Annotated in this window: 16 protein-coding genes; 6 read left to right on the forward strand and 10 right to left on the reverse strand. The window is 65.7% G+C overall.

Annotation, left to right across the window (positions count from 1 at the left end):
- The first annotated feature begins 66 nt into the window (after nucleotides 1-66).
- A complete protein-coding gene (locus BI49514_RS17000) occupies nucleotides 67-654 on the forward strand; it encodes a MarR family winged helix-turn-helix transcriptional regulator (protein WP_244195247.1) in 588 nt (195 codons plus the stop codon).
- A gap of 101 nt (nucleotides 655-755) precedes the next feature.
- On the opposite strand, the gene BI49514_RS11180 is transcribed toward BI49514_RS17000, so the two are convergent.
- The 4 genes from BI49514_RS11180 to BI49514_RS17010 all read right to left on the reverse strand — a co-directional run bounded on the left by BI49514_RS11180 (nucleotide 756) and on the right by BI49514_RS17010 (nucleotide 3061).
- The gene (locus BI49514_RS11180) at nucleotides 756-1241 is read right to left on the reverse strand and encodes an SRPBCC family protein (RefSeq protein WP_101546616.1); all 486 of its coding nucleotides are present in this window, start codon (nucleotides 1239-1241) and stop codon (nucleotides 756-758) included.
- Between the two features lie 119 nt (nucleotides 1242-1360).
- Nucleotides 1361-2251, reverse strand: coding sequence for a MerR family transcriptional regulator (locus BI49514_RS11185; RefSeq protein ID WP_101546617.1), 891 nt, complete (start codon nucleotides 2249-2251; stop codon nucleotides 1361-1363).
- 176 nt (nucleotides 2252-2427) lie between these two features.
- Nucleotides 2428-2634: a hypothetical protein gene (locus BI49514_RS17005; protein ID WP_244195248.1), complete on the reverse strand. Its 207-nt coding sequence runs from the start codon at nucleotides 2632-2634 to the stop codon at nucleotides 2428-2430.
- 58 nt (nucleotides 2635-2692) lie between these two features.
- Nucleotides 2693-3061 carry a HEAT repeat domain-containing protein gene (locus tag BI49514_RS17010; RefSeq protein WP_244195249.1) on the reverse strand — a complete coding sequence of 123 codons (369 nt, stop codon included), beginning with the start codon at nucleotides 3059-3061 and terminating at the stop codon, nucleotides 2693-2695.
- A gap of 98 nt (nucleotides 3062-3159) precedes the next feature.
- On the opposite strand from BI49514_RS17010, the gene BI49514_RS11195 reads away from it, so the two are divergent.
- A complete protein-coding gene (locus BI49514_RS11195) occupies nucleotides 3160-3567 on the forward strand; it encodes a GyrI-like domain-containing protein (RefSeq protein ID WP_101546618.1) in 408 nt (135 codons plus the stop codon).
- 76 nt (nucleotides 3568-3643) lie between these two features.
- Here BI49514_RS11195 and BI49514_RS11200 read toward each other — a convergent pair whose 3' ends face one another.
- Nucleotides 3644-3910 carry a hypothetical protein gene (locus tag BI49514_RS11200; protein ID WP_139469017.1) on the reverse strand — a complete coding sequence of 89 codons (267 nt, stop codon included), beginning with the start codon at nucleotides 3908-3910 and terminating at the stop codon, nucleotides 3644-3646.
- A 151-nt stretch (nucleotides 3911-4061) separates the two neighbouring features.
- Here BI49514_RS11200 and BI49514_RS11205 point away from each other — a divergent pair, with 151 nt between their 5' ends.
- Both BI49514_RS11205 and BI49514_RS11210 read left to right on the forward strand, forming a co-directional pair.
- Nucleotides 4062-4649 carry a peptidoglycan-binding protein gene (locus tag BI49514_RS11205; RefSeq protein WP_244195250.1) on the forward strand — a complete coding sequence of 196 codons (588 nt, stop codon included), beginning with the start codon at nucleotides 4062-4064 and terminating at the stop codon, nucleotides 4647-4649.
- A 100-nt stretch (nucleotides 4650-4749) separates the two neighbouring features.
- On the forward strand, nucleotides 4750-5109 hold the full coding sequence (locus tag BI49514_RS11210) for an ArsR/SmtB family transcription factor (RefSeq protein WP_101546621.1): 360 nt from the start codon (nucleotides 4750-4752) through the stop codon (nucleotides 5107-5109).
- 97 nt (nucleotides 5110-5206) lie between these two features.
- Here the strand turns inward: BI49514_RS11210 and BI49514_RS11215 are convergent, their stop codons facing one another.
- The 3 genes from BI49514_RS11215 to BI49514_RS11225 all read right to left on the reverse strand — a co-directional run bounded on the left by BI49514_RS11215 (nucleotide 5207) and on the right by BI49514_RS11225 (nucleotide 8022).
- On the reverse strand, nucleotides 5207-6142 hold the full coding sequence (locus tag BI49514_RS11215; RefSeq protein ID WP_101546622.1) for a DMT family transporter: 936 nt from the start codon (nucleotides 6140-6142) through the stop codon (nucleotides 5207-5209).
- Between the two features lie 40 nt (nucleotides 6143-6182).
- Nucleotides 6183-7316, reverse strand: coding sequence for a pyridoxal phosphate-dependent aminotransferase (locus tag BI49514_RS11220; RefSeq protein WP_244195353.1), 1134 nt, complete (start codon nucleotides 7314-7316; stop codon nucleotides 6183-6185).
- Nucleotides 7317-7449: 133 nt separating this feature from the next.
- A complete protein-coding gene (locus BI49514_RS11225) occupies nucleotides 7450-8022 on the reverse strand; it encodes a peroxidase-related enzyme (RefSeq protein WP_101546624.1) in 573 nt (190 codons plus the stop codon).
- 129 nt (nucleotides 8023-8151) lie between these two features.
- Between BI49514_RS11225 and BI49514_RS11230 the strand changes: the two genes are divergently transcribed.
- Nucleotides 8152-8457, forward strand: coding sequence for a cupin domain-containing protein (locus BI49514_RS11230; protein ID WP_101546625.1), 306 nt, complete (start codon nucleotides 8152-8154; stop codon nucleotides 8455-8457).
- Nucleotides 8458-8598: 141 nt separating this feature from the next.
- On the opposite strand, the gene BI49514_RS11235 is transcribed toward BI49514_RS11230, so the two are convergent.
- Complete coding sequence (locus tag BI49514_RS11235) at nucleotides 8599-10080, reverse strand: glutamate-cysteine ligase family protein (RefSeq protein WP_101546626.1); 1482 nt, start codon at nucleotides 10078-10080, stop codon at nucleotides 8599-8601.
- Between the two features lie 104 nt (nucleotides 10081-10184).
- Here BI49514_RS11235 and BI49514_RS11240 point away from each other — a divergent pair, with 104 nt between their 5' ends.
- A complete protein-coding gene (locus tag BI49514_RS11240; RefSeq protein ID WP_101546627.1) occupies nucleotides 10185-11357 on the forward strand; it encodes a M20 family metallopeptidase in 1173 nt (390 codons plus the stop codon).
- A 176-nt stretch (nucleotides 11358-11533) separates the two neighbouring features.
- On the opposite strand, the gene BI49514_RS11245 is transcribed toward BI49514_RS11240, so the two are convergent.
- Nucleotides 11534-12544, reverse strand: coding sequence for an FkbM family methyltransferase (locus tag BI49514_RS11245; protein WP_244195251.1), 1011 nt, complete (start codon nucleotides 12542-12544; stop codon nucleotides 11534-11536).
- Nucleotides 12545-12630 lie beyond the last annotated feature (86 nt).

Here is a 12630-nt window from a genome sequence, read left to right on the forward strand (position 1 = left end):
TCTGACATGTATATGTAGAATGACATGCAATTCGATTGCATGTCAAGTGGCATGTAAAATCGAATCATGAGCACGAACGATGACATTCAGGCGATCGCTGAGGCGCTCACCCGCCTGCAGTGGCGGCGCGGGCCCGGCGGTCCGCGCGGATTCGCCCCCTTCGGCGGGTTCGGTGAGGACGGCGGCCCTGGCCACCGCGGGGGCTTTGGTGAACGCGGTGGATTCGGAGACCGTGGTGGATTCGGCGGCGGTCGGAACTCAGTCGACTTCCCCCTCGGCGGCAAGCGTCATCCCGGCGGGCCGTTCGCCGCACATGGCCGTGGGCGTGCGCTCATCCGTCTGCTCGTCTCACTCGTCCAGGCGGGCACGGCGCTCGGAGTCAGCGCACTCGGCGATGCGATCGGCGTCGATCAGCCGCGCGCGTCCAGGCTCGTATCCCAAGGCGTCGAGCTCGGCCTCCTGCGTCGCGAGGCAGACCCGGATGATGCCCGGCGAACCCTCATCGCGCTGACGGACAAGGGCCGCGCGATCACCAACAGATTCCGCGGCGCCCAGCGTGACAACGTCGATCAGGCATTGAGCACATTCACCGATGACGAACGGGCACAGCTGGCATCGCTGCTCACGCGCCTCGCCGACGCCTGGCCGAGATGAGTGCCTCTGTCCGTCTGTTCTGACCGGACTGCTGTCCCGGCGGAACGGACACTCGGAAGCGGTAAGCAGTCAGGCCGCGGCTGTCTGTCAGGCGCCGGATCTCAGCCTTCGGCGAGATGCTTGAGTCTCTTGAGCGAGGCAAGCAGATTCGCCGCGGTCGTCGACTGCGCCCGCGACAGACGCTTCGGATCGCGCAGCTCGGTCCAGTCATAGGTGTGACGAACCAGGACCGAGTCGTCCCCGGTCGGTTCGATCTCCCACACCCACTTCTGACCGAACGGCTCTCCTCCCACTTCGGAGGGCTTCCAGGCGATGAGCCTGCCCTCGGCGAAGTCGACGATGTGGTTCTCCCGGTCCACGCCCTTGGTCAGAGTCGTGACGAACGAGCGCCCGGCCCCCTGCATTCGCTGGCCCTCGATGGCCGAGCCGAGGTTGTCATTGCCGTCCCATTCCGGCTGTCGCTGCGGGTCGGCGATGAGTTCGAAGACCGCCTCGGCGGGAGCTGAGATCTCGATCTCGGCGGTGACGACTTTGAGGACCGGGTCGATCGAATCGAAGACGGAAGCACCGGGGGTCTGGTCGGTCATGGAGTCCTGCCTTCGTGTGTGATTCAGCCTCGGCGGCGAGCTGAAGTGCGGAGTGGATCGGACACGGTCAGAATACACGGGCCCTCCGCCCCGATCCTTGCGGGTGGGAACCCGCCGCGTCAGTCCTCGAGGGCGCGGTCCTGTCGATCGGCACGCAGGGCTGCCGTGCTGAAGCGGGTGAACATTCGGGAGGAGTCGCTCGACAGCGCCAGCAGCACCGCCACCTGCATGGCGATGGTCGTCAGCGCATACATGTTCGTCGCCATGTCGCGGTCTCCGGTGAAGCAGTTCGTCATCGACACGATCACGGAGATCGTCGAGAGCGTGAGGATCCACAGCCTGGCCCGGTTGCTGCGGATATCAGGGCCGACATCGTCGAGTCCCTTGTCCAGCGCCTGCCGGATCATCGAAATCGAGCGTGAGTCGAGTTTCTCATCAGGTGTGGTCCTGCGGATCTCGTCGAGGGCCAGCAGTGCATTGCGACGCACTTCGGCAGATGCGTCGTCCATTCCGACCACCACATGAGGCACGGCCTCGGCACTGGCCTGGGCGAGTGCCCACCGCATGGCCCCGGCCGCGTTGAGCACGGTCTCCTGCAGGACCGCCTGCGACAGGGCCTCGATCGGCATTCCTCCGTCGACTCCGCTGCCGAGTGCGGCCTTGTGCCGTTGGATGACATCGCCGGACTCGAGAGAGCGCATGAGATCGATGGTGTACAAGAGCGACTCGCCGTCGGCTCGACCGAGCCGAGCGACGGACTGGAGGTGGTCGAGCAGACGCTGCTCGGCCGCGATCCGCTCACTTGCCTGGGCGATGAGGCCCCGGAGCACTGTGCCTGGGTCGAAGTCCGGCTCGGACAGCACCCGACCGACTTCAGTCAGAGACATCCCGAGTTTGCGCAGACCCTCGATGTGGAAGATCCGCCCGATATCGGCATCGGAGTACTCGCGATAGCCGCCAGGCGTCCGCTGGCCGGGCGAGACGAGGCCCAATGATTCGTTCGGGTGCATTGTTCCGAAGTTCTTCGATGCCTGGGACCTTTCGGACGTCGCTCAACGGCCGCAGGCGGACTTCGCGCAGGTGCTGGAACAGCGCCCTGAAGGAAGGGATCCGAGACCTCGGCCGTGTGCCGGCGGGCTTGCCCCACCCGTCGGCACACGCACGATCGGACCTTCCCTGTGCCGATCTAGACCGTGGCCTCGGACCCCAGTGCGACCACCCGCTTGGCTGCGTCCAAGGCGTGGGCGAAGCCGGCATCCGGGTCATCGAACATGTCCCGGGTCACCATGGCGTGAGCCCGCACTGTGTCGTCCTCTGCTTGAAGCCTCTCATCGACCACTGACACGAGATCCTCGCCGAGGGCCACAATCGCTCGGCTGAGGCTCTTCTGCATTTCGAGATCCCCTCGCCCCAACTGCGCCACCAGAGCGGATGCCAGCTCATCACGATCTTCACCGGGCACAAGGGCAACGGCGGCTCTCCACGCGCTGCGGGCCACCTCGGTGTCGGTATGGGCGATGAATGCAGTGCCGATCCGGGCCGGGTCCATGGCCGGCCAGGCGCACGTCACCGATCTTCGACAGGGTGTGCATGGATTGACTGATCGCCTGCGGCAGCGGCGAGTCGAGTTCGGCGATGAGGCGGGCAACGGTGTCGTCGGCGGGCAGCCGAGTGAGCGCCCAGGTGAGCATGTCGCGGACGAAGAAGTCCGGTTCGATGCGGCACCGGGCGATGAGCTTGGCGAGGTCACGGTGATCGGCCCGGGTGCCGATAGCCATCGCCGCCTGCAGGCGCTGGTGGCTGTTGAGTGGATGTGTCATGGTCTCCACCTCCTTGCCACCCAGTGAAGACCCTGACATCGTGTCAAGGTCAAGCAGATCAGACCCAACTCGTTCCCAACCCTGGAGCGGAACCTCGTATGGACAAGATCGATTTCAAGAGATCACTGCCGAGTTTCCGCGCGAAGCAGGGGCGATTCGACCTCATCGAGGTGCCGGAATCGCAGTACCTCATGATCGATGGCCAAGGGGGCCACGTCGACGGTGTCATGGACACGGTCCGGGCGAAGGGATCGGCGCCCCGCCTCGGCGAGATCCGATTCGACGCGCTGCGGGAGGGAACGTGCGTCCAGACCCTGCACATCGGTCCCTTCGATGACGAAGGGCCCGCCCTCGAGCGCATGCACACCGATGACGTTCCCGAGGCAGGCATGGCGACGGCGGGCAAGCTTCACGAGATCTATCTCAGCGATGTTCGCCGGACCGCGCCGGAGAAGCTGCGCACGATCCTCCGCCAGCCGGTGGCCCCTCAGGATCGCCAAGGCTGAACCGGATCGGTGATCTGGACGGGTTCCGACGATGCTGCTCGCCCGTCCTACCAGGGACTCAGCCGCGGCCCGAGACTCAGCCTCCGCTCGTCCAACCTCCGGACACCGGAGCAGTGGTGCTCGGACCGGGGCCGCCGTCCGAATCGGAATCGGAGGATGAGGATCCGATCGACGAGGAGTCCGAAGTCGGCGATGAACCTGTCGACGATGATTCCGCGGAGAGGAAGATGATGGCGACGAGGATGCCGGCAACGGTCAGGATGCCGACAGCGACGAAGGAGAAGACCACAATGAGGCAGGTCATCAGAGGTGGGCGGTTGTTGCGCCGAACGATTCTCACCATGGTTCAAGCCTAAGCTGTGCGGGGTCATCCGAAATCGGTCCGCACTCGGCTCCGCTCGCCCCCTCACCGCCGCCCGGCCGTGACCTGCCTGTGATAAAAACCTCGGCGTTGCCCCATGCACTCTTAAGTTTGTTGCATTATCGTTATATTCATGCCTCGTCTGACCTCATCTCGCAAGGACCGCCGGTCCGTGCTCACTGGTGCCCTCATCGGGCTCGGGGCAGCAGTGATGGCACTGGTCGTGGGCGCCGTCATCATCCTCAATTCCCCCATTTCGTTCGGGTCCACGAAGATCAGGCAGATGCAGATGGCTTCGGTCAACCAGCTCAGCGAACAGCAGATCGACAATGCTCGGCTCATCATCGGCGTCGGCCGCGGCGGCAACTTCGACGACCATGCGATCAGGATCGCCCTGATGACAGCGCTGCAGGAATCCTCGCTGCACAATCTGGATTCCGGCGATCGTGATTCGGTGGGCCTGTTCCAGCAGCGTCCTTCACAGGGCTGGGGTGAGCCCCATCAGCTCACCGATCCCATCTACGCGGCCAAGGCATTCTATGGGATCAATCCCGAGGTCGAGAACCCCGGTCTCAATCAGATCGACGGCTGGGATTCGATGTCACCGACCGAGGCGGCTCAGTCCGTGCAGCGGTCGGCACTTCCTGACGCCTACGGTCAGTGGGAGTCCTTGGCCGACGACCTCCTCGGATCGCAGGCCGACGTCGAAGCCCTCGACTGAGACGCGGGCAGCTCCGACCGCCCGAACCCCGCGACAGCCACGACCACCCCACGGTGCCGAATATCGCATGACGCCGCCGGTTGTCCGGTAATCTGCACTCATGGCTTCCGTTCCCGATTCCGTTCCCGTCAATGACGACGTCGAGCAGCTCCTGCTCAATCCCGAGGACCATCTCGAAGCCATCACCGAGACTGCCGACCTCTTCAAGGCACTTGCCACACCCTCCCGGCTGAAGATGCTGCTCGTCCTCACCCACGGCGAGGCCACTGTCACCCACATCGTCGAGGCGACCGGACTGTCCCAGCCTTTGGTGTCCCAGCACTTGAAGTTCCTCCGCGGGCTCCACCTCGTCGGGGTCAATCGGATCGGCCGTGAAGCCTACTATTCGCTCAAGGACGACCACGTTGCCCACATCATCGTCGACGCCATCGCCCACACGATCGAGGCCCACGAACACTGAGTTCCACCCGGGGCGCTGCTTCCGCAGCGATTCCTTCGCCGAGGCGGCCCACCGTTCCCAGCCCACAGCGGCGATCTTTCGCCGAGGCAGCCCACCCCTACCGACGTCGCCGACGTGTCAGGGCCTCGGGTCCTCCACCGACGATCCAGACGATGAGGGCCACGAGGACGGCACCGATCCACTGTCCCGCCTGCAGCCGCTCCCCGGCGATGAGAGATCCGAGCACCACCGCGGACAGCGGTTGGAGCAGCATGAGCGCCGCGGTCATCGGCACCGGCACCAGCGGGCTGGAGATGCTCAGCAGCACCCACGACAGGGCCTGACCGCAGACGGCCAGGGCGACCATCCAGCCCCATCCGGCCCAGCCGAGGTCGAAATCGAGGCCGCCGAGGGTCAGCCCGGCGACAGCGGTCATCACACCGGCCGCGATCGTGCCCACCTGGACCGGGGCGACGACGAAGTCTCCGGCGACCTTGCGGCTGTGGTGGATGCCGAAGATGTACACGCCGTAGAGCACACCGGACAGGACCCCGAAGATCGCTCCCCGCGTCGGATTCGCCGCCGTCTCGTCGGCGCCGAACACTCCCCCGGTGAGCAGCATGCCGATGATCATGATCGGCACACAGCAGATGAACAGCCATCCCGGCCTCGAACCGCCGAACGCCCACACCAGCGCCGGAAACACGATCACTTGAACGCTGATGAGGACCGTGGACACGCCCAGACCGGCGTCGAGCACGCTCTGCGCCCACAGCACATAGTCGATTCCGAGCGCCGCTCCGGAGACCGCGGCGATGAGGATCGCCTTCGGCGGGAAACGGCCGTGCCGGCGCAGCTCGAGCACCGCCAACGGGGCGAGCACAATGACCGCTATCCAACACCGCAGGAAGGCAGCGGTGGGAGCGGTAGCCTCGGCGAGGATGACGAACAATCCGGCCGATCCGAGCAGGACGGCGGCCAGGATGATGCCGAGCATCGGCAGGGCCTTCGGCGCCAGAGGCGGCCCTCCCGCCCGCACATCCTCGGCGCTCATCGGATCCCCTCGGAAGGGCTCATCTCACGACGTTCAGGACTCATCCCATGAAGTCGAGGATGCGGTCGATGGCTTCGGCCGTGCGGTCCGCGCCGACGGCCAGCGACAGGCGCACCGAACGGGGGCCGTCGACGGAGTCGAAGTCGTCACCGGGGGCGAGCGCAACGCCGGTGGCCTCGAGCACCTGCTCACACCACTGGCCGGCCGTGGCAATTCCCGCGCGGTCGAGGATGTCGTCAACGCGGGCATACATGTAGAAGGCGCCGTCGGGTGGGGCCATCTCGCCGAAGCCGAGGTCGGCAGCGGCACCCAGCACATGTTCGCGTGCACCGGCGAACGAAGCCACTGCGGCCTCGCATTCGGCATAGGACTCGTCCGTGAAAGCCGCGACCGCGGCGTACTGCGCCGGAACCGGGGCGCACAGGGAGAGGTTGCCGGTGACGTTCTGGGCCGGGGCGACGAGCGCTTCGGGCAGGATCGCCCAGCCGAGGCGCCACCCGGTCATGCCCCAGTATTTGGAGAACGAGGAGATGACGACGGCAGAGTCGTCGTGGGCGAGTGCGCATTCGCCGCGGGTGCCGATATAGCTGATGCCGTGGTAGATCTCATCGGAGATCACCTGCACCCCGTTGGCCCGGCACCAGTCGACGATCCGGCCGAGCGCCTCGGGGCCGATCATCGTGCCGGTCGGGTTCGCGGGTGAGGCGAGCATGAGCCCCTTGAGCGGGGCCTTCGCATGGGCGGCGGCCAAGAGGTCGACGGTGGGTTGGAACCCTTCGTCGGCACCGCAGTCGAGTTCGACGACCTCGCAGCCGAGTGCCGCGAGGATGTTCTTGTATGCCCCGTATCCGGGCCGGGCCAGAGCCACCCGGTCACCGACGTCGAAGCAGGTGAGGAACGTCGTCTGGAAGGCGCCGGAGGATCCGGTCGTCACGGCGATGCGGTCGGGCGCGATGTCGAGTCCGTACCAGTCGCGGTAGTGGGAGGCGATGGCTTCGCGCAGTTCGGGAATGCCGAAGATCGGCGAATAGCCGAGTCCAGTGCCGTCGCTCATGACCTCGGCGGCGCGGGCGAGCACGGGGCTGGGCGCGCCCTGGGTCGGTTCGCCCAGGCACATGGCGATGGTGTCGCGGCCGGCGCGCTGCATCTGCCCGACGGTGGCGACGATGCCCATCGCGGCGAACGGTTTGACGAGCCCGGATCGGGCGGAGGCGGCCGGGATGGTTTCGGCGGAGGCGGCCGGACCGGAAACGGCGGAGGCACGGGTGGTGGGGTCCGCCTCGGCGGGGGTGGATGAGGTCATCGGTTCACTTCCTCTCACGCGGGAAGCGGCCGAGGGTGTAGAACTCCGGGTTCGGGAGCATTCCGGAGATGTGGGCCATGCGGTTGGACAGGCCGAAGAAGCCGGTGATCGCGGCGATGTCCCAGGCATCTTCGGCGTCGAATCCGTGGTCGGCAAGCCTCTGGTGGTCGGCGTCTCCTACGGCCCACGGTTCTTCGCAGACTTTCACGGCGAAGTCGAGCATGGCCATCTGACGTGGGCTGATATCGGCCTGGCGGTAATTTGTGGCGACGACATCGGCGATGAGCGCGTCTTTCTGGAAGATCCGCAGCATCGCTCCGTGCGCGACGACGCAGTAGAGGCAGTGATTGATCGCCGAGGTGGCCACCACGATCATCTCCCGATCGGCCTTGGTCAGGTTCCCCGTCTCCTTCTCCATGAGCGCGTCGTAGTAGGCGAAGAAGGCGCGGAATTCGTCTGGACGGCGGGCCAGGGCGAGGAAGACGTTGGGCACGAAGCCCGACTTCTCGGCGACCTCGAGGATCTGGGCGCGGATGTCATCGTCGACGTTGTCGATGTCAGCAAGTGGGTATCGCATATCCCTCATGCTAGCCCGGGTGGATCGGTTCAAGTCGAGCCCGTTCAGGGCGATACAGTGAGGGCGTCAGGTCCGACCCGGCTTCCGCTCGATTCCACGGGAGTCGCTCGCGTATCGAAGGAGATCACCATGACCGCAGACAATGCAGCAGACACCGGTTCGACCAGCGAGGTCCAGCTCGACAACGGCGTGTTCCGGGTGACGAAGTGGACGATCCGCCCCGACGGCGTCATCCCGATGCACAAGCACGAGTACGAATACGTCGTCGTGCCGATGGTCACGGACACGATGCTCGTACGCAATTCGGACGGCACAGAGATACGCGCCGAACTCGAGGCCGGAGTCTCCTATACGCGCCCGGCAGGATCGGAACACGAGGTCTCGAACCCCGGAGGCAGCGCCGACGTCGTCTTCGTCGAGGTCGAACGCCTCTGAACCAAGTAGTTCATAAAGCACGTTCCCTGTGGGTGGACCCACCTCGATTTCTGCCGCGATATCGGTGTGGATCCACCCACAGGAGACATTTCAGCTCGAGTCACATCACTCGAGCGCCTCAGAGGCGACGAGAAATCAGCCTCAGCGGGTAGGGATCTCCCAGGTGTGGACGGGCTTCCCTGTCGCCTGGTTCGCGAGGTAGGCGTCCATCATCGCCGTGATGCCCTCGGCGCGTTCGGGCGAGTCCTGGCGGCTGCCGGGCGCGAGGGACTCGAGGGCCCTCAGCTGCCAGGTCGCACCGTTGACGCGGCTTTCGGCACGACCTTCGATGATCGACATATATTCGTCGATGACGTCCTCGTCGATGTTCAGCCGCGAGAGTCCGCGCCTGGCCTGCGGTGCGAGCACATCTGTGACGAGGTCGGCCACGCCGATGCGCCCGATCTTCGGCCAGGTCACCCGGGCCTCGATCCCGTCTTTGGCGCAGGCGTTGAAGTTCTCCTCCGCCTCGGCGAACGACATCCGCGACCACACGGGACGGTTCTCCCCGACGAGGAACTCGGCCAGACCGTAGTAGAAGGCCGCGTCGGCGACCATGTCGACCGGTGTTGGACCGGCCGGGAGCAGCCGGTTCTCGACCCGGATGTGCGCGCCTCCGTCACCGGAGTTGTAGATGGGGCGGTTCCAACGCCACACCGTGCCGTTGTGCAGATTGAGCTCGAAGAGCTTCGGAGCATCGGCGGCACGGAATTCGACGAAGTCCTTGATCTCGGGCAGCAGCGGCGGGAAGTAGCGGACGTTCTCCTCGAAGAGGTCGAAGACGCTGGTGATCCACCGTTCGCCGAACCATACGCGGGGACGCACGCCCTGGTTGACGAGTTCGGGTGTGCGGGTGTCGATGGACTGCGCGAAGATCGGAATCCGGGATTCGTGCCACAGCTTGCGGCCGACGAACAGCGGCGAGTTCGCAGCCATCGCCACCTGCGCCCCGGCGATCGCCTGCGAGGCGTTCCACGCGTCGGCGAACCGGTTCGGCGCCACCTGCAGGTGCAGCTGCATCGACGTGCAGGAGGATTCCGGAGCGATATCGGCGAACTCCGCCTTGTACCGCTCTTCACGGCCGAGTTCGATGCGGACGTACTCGCCGCGGGCGTCGATGACCGAGTTGCTCAGCGCCTCGTAGCGGTTCTCCTCGGTCATCCACTTCTCGTCGGTGAGGAATTCGGTGGTCAGGGTCGGCAGGGTGCCGATCGACACCACCTTGAGTCCGTCCTCCTCGGCGACCTTCTGCGCTTTCTCCAAACGGTGGGCGACACCAGCCTCCAAGGTCTTCAGCCCCCGCCCGGCCACTTGGAGCACCGGATGGTTGAGTTCGAGGTTGAAGCCGCCGATCTCGGACTGGTACTCGTCATCGAGGCGATCGAGCACCTCCTTGTTGCGCAGGCTCGGCTGATTGCCCTCGCCGACGAGGTTGAGCTCGAGCTCGAGCCCGATCGTGCCCGCCGATTTGAAATCCGCATGACGAAGGTAGGTATCGAAGAGCTCGAGGTTCTCCGCGAGCTTCTCCCGATACAGCGTGCGTTCCTCCGGCGTGTACCGCTTCGAGCTGACTGCCTCACCCATAGGACTAGCAAACCACAGACAGCAGGGTTTGTGCGCGGCCGCCGTCCACAGGCACCATTCGGACACCTGCGATGTCGGCAACCGGCCTTCCGTAGACTCGCCCTATGACTTCGACCACATCATCTTCGCCCCAGCCCGCTGACTTCGTCGAACAGGCGAAGCGACGTCTGCCCGACATGCTCGCCGACATCGAACGGGTCATCTCCATCGAGACCCCCTCACATGACCAGGCGGCCGTGGCCGCAGGAGCACGGGACTTCGCCGCGCTCCTGGGGGACCGCCTCGGCGCCGAGGCGGAACTGCTCGAGGTCGACGGCACCGCCCACCTCCGCCTGCGCTTCGGCACCGGGCCGGCCCGCGTCGTCCTGCTCAACCATCAGGACACGGTGTGGCCGCACGGCACCCTCGAACGCATCCCGTTCTCCACCGAGGACGGTATCCTGCGCGGGCCCGGCAGCTTCGACATGCTCACCGGGGCGATCATGAGCGTGCACGCGACCGCGATGGTGGCCGAGCACCTCGGCGAGGGCGGGCTGGACGGTCTGTCGATCCTCGTCACCGGTGATGAGGAGATCGGATCCGTGTCCTCGTCGGATCTCATTCGCGCCGAGGCGGCGGAGGCGAAGGCCGTGTTCGTCATGGAGGCGAGCGCCGGCGGAGCACTCAAACTCGAGCGCAAAGGCACGAGCAACTACGTGCTGAAGTTCACCGGCAAGGCCTCGCACGCAGGTCTCGAACCGGAGAAGGGCATCAACGCGGGGATGGCCCTGGCTCTGGCGCTGCCATTGGTGGCCGACCTGGCCGACGCCGCGGCCGGGACGACGGTGGTGCCGACCGTGATCAGCGCGGGGACCACGTCGAACACTGTGCCGGCCGAGGCGCGGGTGGACATCGATGTGCGCGCCCGCACCGCGGCCGAGCTCGAACGCGTCGATGCGCAGATTCGGAGACTGGCTGCGAAGCCGCAGGTGGAGGGCTCGACGATGGAGGTGCTCGGTGGAATCAACCGGCCTCCGTTCGAACGGGAGCAGTCGACTGCGCTCTTCGCCCGGGCGACAGCCCTCGCCGGCGAGCTCGGACTGCCTGCGCCGCAGGGAGTGTCGGTGGGCGGCGCCTCGGATGGGAACTTCACTGCCGGTGACGGCATCGCCACTCTTGACGGTCTCGGTGCTGTCGGCGATGGGGCACACGCCGAACACGAACACGCCGTCATCGACGAGATCGCCCCGCGCACCGCTCTGCTGGCCGCTCTCATCGCCGATCAGCTGCAGGGCTGAGGCGGGTCGGGCGGCTGCAAGGCTGAGGGAACTCGGCGGGCTGCCGCCGCCCAGTCCCGCTGCCAGTGCGCCGGGGCCTCCCATACGCTGTTAAGTGTGCGCAGATTGCCAGTTTCGAGCCGAGAATGTGCAATCTGCGCACAGTTAACTGTCGGTAACCGCGGTCAGCTCGGCGGCTAATCGACTGGGTATCCCGCCGCGCGCATCTGATCCGGTGATTTCAGCGTGAACAGCCAGTCGCGCAGCTGCGGATCCGGCCGAATCGCCCTCCGCGCCTTTAGCCGATCTTCGCCGACGAGGTAGTAGTGGTAGCCATGCTCGCCGAGGTGGCCCATGAGTTCGCGTGGTTTCGCGCGGTCATCGAGGACTTCGCAGAGGATGTCCGGGCGCAGCGCGGTGAGGAAGTCCTGCCCGTGAGCGAAGACGTCGTTCTCACCGCCTTCGACGTCGATCTTCACCGTCACGCGCGGTGCCCCGCCCCGACCTGAAACGTCGAGGACGTCTTCGCCGGCGTGCGACCGCACATCGCGACCCGACGTCTCTGCCAGCACCTCGGGCAGGAGTGCGTCGAGGGAGGTGAAGCGCACCTCGGCGTCGGAGTCGAAGTGCATAGCGGAGGAGTAGAACGACGGCAGCGCCGATCCTCCGTCCCCGATGGGCACCTGCATCCAGGTGTCGGGGCTGCCGACTCCGGTCGGGTGGACGGTCACGCGGCCGTTGAAGCCGTTGCGTTCGACGTTCTTCTCCACACCCGCGACGACTGCGGGAATGATCTCGAAGACATGGGCGCGCACATACTCGTTCGCGGCGAGGACGGCCATGGTGAACACCCCGGTGTAGGCGCCGATATCGAGGAAGACATCGGCATCGGCGCTGAGAGCGACCATGAGGTCCAGGGCGAACGCGTCTTCGGGTTCGGTGCGGCGGCCCCTCCCCCAGTAGAACTCCTTGGCGATCTCACAGCGGAAGGGCTCGACGAGGATGAACTCCGCTCCGCCTGCTCTTCCGCGGATCTCGGTGAGTTCGATGGGTGCGGGAAGGCGACCGATCTTCAGCCCTCTGATCCGGGGCGCGATCGTTCGCAGCAGCGGGTGGAACGCCGGTTGTGCGAGGGCGGTCTTGACCGGCAGCTTGAGGCCGAACCAGGACTGTCTGCGCGCGGTGAAAGTGCGCAGGTGATCGTTCACGACGGTGGCCCCCTTGCTGACAGGAAGACTTTTGTTCACACTATCAATCGCCGGCCCGCCGCTCCAGGGTTCTTCCGGACCTGATT

This window comes from Brevibacterium iodinum ATCC 49514 (assembly GCF_900169265.1).
In the GTDB taxonomy this organism is placed as follows: Bacteria; Actinomycetota; Actinomycetes; order Actinomycetales; family Brevibacteriaceae; genus Brevibacterium; species Brevibacterium iodinum.

Coding starts and splice junctions, on each gene's coding strand:
- BI49514_RS11210 (WP_101546621.1), top strand. CDS start 4,750: ATGGCTTCCGTTCCCGATTCCGTTCCCGTCAATGACGACGTCGAGCAG.
- BI49514_RS11235 (WP_101546626.1), bottom strand. CDS start 10,080: ATGGGTGAGGCAGTCAGCTCGAAGCGGTACACGCCGGAGGAACGCACG.
- BI49514_RS11195 (WP_101546618.1), top strand. CDS start 3,160: ATGGACAAGATCGATTTCAAGAGATCACTGCCGAGTTTCCGCGCGAAG.
- BI49514_RS11240 (WP_101546627.1), top strand. CDS start 10,185: ATGACTTCGACCACATCATCTTCGCCCCAGCCCGCTGACTTCGTCGAA.
- BI49514_RS11200 (WP_139469017.1), bottom strand. CDS start 3,910: ATGGTGAGAATCGTTCGGCGCAACAACCGCCCACCTCTGATGACCTGC.
- BI49514_RS17005 (WP_244195248.1), bottom strand. CDS start 2,634: ATGCAGAAGAGCCTCAGCCGAGCGATTGTGGCCCTCGGCGAGGATCTC.
- BI49514_RS11185 (WP_101546617.1), bottom strand. CDS start 2,251: ATGCACCCGAACGAATCATTGGGCCTCGTCTCGCCCGGCCAGCGGACG.
- BI49514_RS11205 (WP_244195250.1), top strand. CDS start 4,062: ATGCCTCGTCTGACCTCATCTCGCAAGGACCGCCGGTCCGTGCTCACT.
- BI49514_RS17010 (WP_244195249.1), bottom strand. CDS start 3,061: ATGACACATCCACTCAACAGCCACCAGCGCCTGCAGGCGGCGATGGCT.
- BI49514_RS17000 (WP_244195247.1), top strand. CDS start 67: ATGAGCACGAACGATGACATTCAGGCGATCGCTGAGGCGCTCACCCGC.
- BI49514_RS11180 (WP_101546616.1), bottom strand. CDS start 1,241: ATGACCGACCAGACCCCCGGTGCTTCCGTCTTCGATTCGATCGACCCG.
- BI49514_RS11215 (WP_101546622.1), bottom strand. CDS start 6,142: ATGAGCGCCGAGGATGTGCGGGCGGGAGGGCCGCCTCTGGCGCCGAAG.
- BI49514_RS11230 (WP_101546625.1), top strand. CDS start 8,152: ATGACCGCAGACAATGCAGCAGACACCGGTTCGACCAGCGAGGTCCAG.
- BI49514_RS11225 (WP_101546624.1), bottom strand. CDS start 8,022: ATGCGATACCCACTTGCTGACATCGACAACGTCGACGATGACATCCGC.
- BI49514_RS11220 (WP_244195353.1), bottom strand. CDS start 7,316: ATGGGCATCGTCGCCACCGTCGGGCAGATGCAGCGCGCCGGCCGCGAC.